Source organism: Escherichia sp. MOD1-EC5189, assembly GCF_002966045.1.
Classification (GTDB): Bacteria; Pseudomonadota; Gammaproteobacteria; order Enterobacterales; family Enterobacteriaceae; genus Escherichia; species Escherichia coli_F.
On the sequence record NZ_PTRX01000067.1, the window covers coordinates 1 to 3,557 of the forward strand.

3 protein-coding genes are annotated in these 3,557 nt (G+C 54.6%); all 3 read right to left on the reverse strand.

The features are described 5' to 3' along the window. Window positions 1-2,133 (reverse strand): prophage tail fiber N-terminal domain-containing protein (locus ATB02_RS25280; RefSeq protein ID WP_105272387.1); only part of this gene is annotated, 2,133 nt, incomplete at its 3' end. A 64-nt stretch (window positions 2,134-2,197) separates the two neighbouring features. Next, a complete protein-coding gene (locus tag ATB02_RS25285) occupies window positions 2,198-2,797 on the reverse strand; it encodes an Ail/Lom family outer membrane beta-barrel protein (RefSeq protein WP_001233071.1) in 600 nt (199 codons plus the stop codon). A 70-nt stretch (window positions 2,798-2,867) separates the two neighbouring features. Then, a partial coding sequence (locus ATB02_RS25290; RefSeq protein WP_241957650.1) for a DUF3672 domain-containing protein occupies window positions 2,868-3,557 on the reverse strand: 690 nt, incomplete at its 5' end.

A 3,557-nucleotide genomic window follows, 5' to 3' on the forward strand; every position in this document is an offset into this window, starting at 1 on the left:
CGCATAATTTCCGATTGCAACGTAAATATCGTAAGTATCACCAGATGTATTGACCCAGGCAAAATTTGTAAACCCTGTCGATGTGCGCTGCCATAAAGCACCAGTAATCCCCTTCGGATTACCATTACCTGCACGTAAAACAAGTTCAGATATACCTGCCTGTTGAGGTGACCCCACGTTAAATCCAGCGCCACCAATCAACGTAATTGAAACAACAGAACTCGCCTGTGGCATGGTTACCGTTGCTAATTTGAACCAACCAGCACCACCGCTGAATGACATTGTTGTTGAGTTAAGCGTACCAATATCTTTCGGCGTCAGTGTTATATCCGCTGAAAGCGCCTTACCATTCACCTTACGGGCAGAAGGTACCCGACCATTCGCATTGTCATTAGCTGCTTTCACTGCTTTCGGTGTCGCAGCAAGCGTTTCAGATGTGCTGTTGGTTGCACTACTGAGCTGGACAATTCCTTTTTGTGCTGTCGTAGCGTCCTGTGCGGTGTATTTCCCGTTAGCCAGGTCATACGCGGCCTTAACGGCTTTTGGCGTTGCCGCCTGTGACTCGGAAGTGCTGTTAGTCGCACTGCTGAGCTGAACTATCCCTTTCTGTGCTGTCGTTGCATCCTGTGCGGTGTATTTCCCGTTAGCCAGGTCATACGCGGCCTTAACGGCTTTTGGCGTTGCCGCCTGTGACTCGGAAGTGCTGTTGGTCGCACTGCTGAGCTGTACTATCCCCTTTTTCGTCGTGCTCGCATCCTCAAGCGCCACGGCGGATGCAATATCCTCTGCCCGTTTTGCTGCTGTCTCGGCGCGCGTTGCCGCGGATTCCGCCGTACTTTTGCTCTGTGCTGCCGCTGCCGCACTGCCAGCAGCCTCTGTCGCCTTCGTGGATGCCGTCGTGGCGCTGCCCCTCGCTGCTGACGCCTGTCTGGTCGCCTCATCTTTTGAAGCAGACGCAGATGATGCCGATGACGCCGCCGAACTGGCGGACGATGCGGCAGCCGTTTTTGAGGATTCTGCGCTGGTTTCCGACGCTTTCGCGTTCGTTTCGGATGTCTTCGCTGCGGAAGCAGACCTCGCTGCTGCGCTGGCCTGTTCAGTGGCTTCGCCAGCCTTCGTTGTGGCTGTTGAAGCGGATGATGCGGCGCTTTCTGCCGATTTTCCGGCGGCGGTGGCACTGACTGCTGCCTCCTCTGCCTTAATGGACGCCTCACGGGCCGATGATGCAGCTGCTGTCTCAGAGTCTGCCGCAGCTGAGGCGCTCTGTTCCGCTGCCGTTTCAGAAGACCTGGCATTCGTCTCGGACGTTTTTGCCGCCTTCACGGAATTTCCTGCCGCCGTTGCCGAGGAGGCTGCACTGCTGGCGCTTGTGGAGGCGTTCGTTTCTGATGATTTTGCCGCCTCTTTGGAGGCCGCCGCATCTCTGGCTGAAGTGGCGGCTTCTGACGCTTTCGTCGTCGCAGTGGATGCAGAAGTGGCTGCTGATTTTTGTGACGCTGCCGCATTCGTTTCTGACGTTTTCGCGGCACCGGCACTGGTGGCCGCCGCGCTTTTTGAGGACTCTGCAGCGGCAGCACTTTTTGATGCTTCTGTGGCCTTTGTTGATGCCGTTCCTGCGCTGGAAGACGCCTCCTGAGCCGACGACGCGGCCTGTCCGGCTGACGTGCTGGCTGCACGCGCTGAGCCTGCAGCATCAGTCGCATGGGTTGCCGCCTCACTGGCAGATGTGCCGGCATCACTGGCTGACTTCTTCGCGGCTGCCGTGTTCTGTGCCACCGCGGACGCGTTACGCGCCACCTCTTCCACCATCAGTTCAAAACGGCGCAGAGCCTCCGGACGGGCATCATCCTCCGTCATGGCACCGAGAAAATCATTCAGCGTACCGGGTCGGGAATCTTCATACACGGTGATGGTCCCGGCATGTGACGGCGGGAATCCTTCCACCAACAGAATAACGCTGTACTGACCGTACTCAACGTCCATGCTGTAACGCCCGGCTTCATCCGGATTTTCTGAGGCCAGCGTGTTCACCACCACCGTGGTGCTGTTACGTTTTGCTTTCAGCTGGATTGTGCAGTTCTGTACCGGTTTTCCTGTGCCGTCTTTCAGTACACCTGAAATCTTTACTGCCATATTCACCCCACAAAAAAGCCCGCCTGAACCGGCGGGCTGTCATAACACTGTGTTACCTGGCTAATCAGAACTTATAACCGACACCCACAATGAAACCGTCAGTGCGCCAGTCGCCACTGCCGGAGCCTTCATAAGCAATATCAATGGCCACGGATTCGGTCGGGTTAAACTGCACGCCAGCTCCCCACGCCAGAGACGTGTTGCTGTGGCGACCGTCATCACTTCCGGTCAGCACGTCGTGCGTTTTCCCCTTGTTGTCAGTTACGCGGAGATAATCCCCGGAGAAAGTCGACACACGGCTGTAAGCCACACCCGCCATCGCATACGCGCTGAACCATTCATTCACGCGCACAGACGGCCCCGCCATTACGCTGAACCAGCGGTTACGAACGGAATCTTCATGCCAGCGGGTATCGCTGTAATGGGTCAGCTGGCGATTCTTGTCTCCTGCATAGCTGAATGACGTCACCAGCCCCAGCGTATCCGTAAACTCATAACGGTATTTCACGTTAATCCCGTTCAGATCATCACTGCCGGGAACGTTGGTCCGGGCATGAAGATACCCCGCGCTCAGCGTGGACTGATGTTCAGACGCCCATGCAGGCGCACCGGATACGGCCAGACAAATGGCTGCGGACAAAATGGCTGCACAAACTTTACGCATAATTACCTCTCGCTTTTCTGCAATAAAAAAGGCGTCATTCCTGACGCCATTTATTGGGGTTATAAATATTTCAACGAATACTGATGCCTGAAGCCGCTTTTTTGGTCACAATCACCGTACAGTCGGTGATATTACCTGCCCGCTGATTGCCTTTATGGAAAACCTTAAACTCCAGAGTGACGCTTCCCCTGCCACTCGGCATATCAATAACCGCACTGTAGCTACCGGGAATGGCCCCTTTAGTTTCTCTGGATGCGATTAATACACCGTTTTTGCGAACTTCAAAACCATAACCCGTGTATCTTGTACCTCCCGGGTTATTACCACTTCCCGGATCGCTATACGCTATTCCGTTAAAGATAATGGGCGGAATAATGATTTGACGGTCAAAGTTATGATCATCGCTGATGGTGACTGTAACCGTCCCGTTTGGTGTTTCCGTATTACCCCACGTACCAGCCTGTTTCGGGAATGATTTGGATACAGCTTTAACGAAGTCACCTCTGACCTGAGTCGCCTCCAGCATGCCCTTAATCGTACAGTTTTCATTTACCGTGACATTGTTGAGCGTCCCGGCGTTCGCATTCACACTGCCACTGATATCCGCATTTTTAGCGGTCAGCTTTCCGTCCGGTGTCAGGGAAAATGCCGGTGGATTTCCACCGCTGGTAATGGTGGGGGCCGTCAGGCGCTTCAGGAACACGTCGTTCATGAATATCTGGTTGCCCTGCGCCACAAACATCGGCGTTTCATTCCCGTT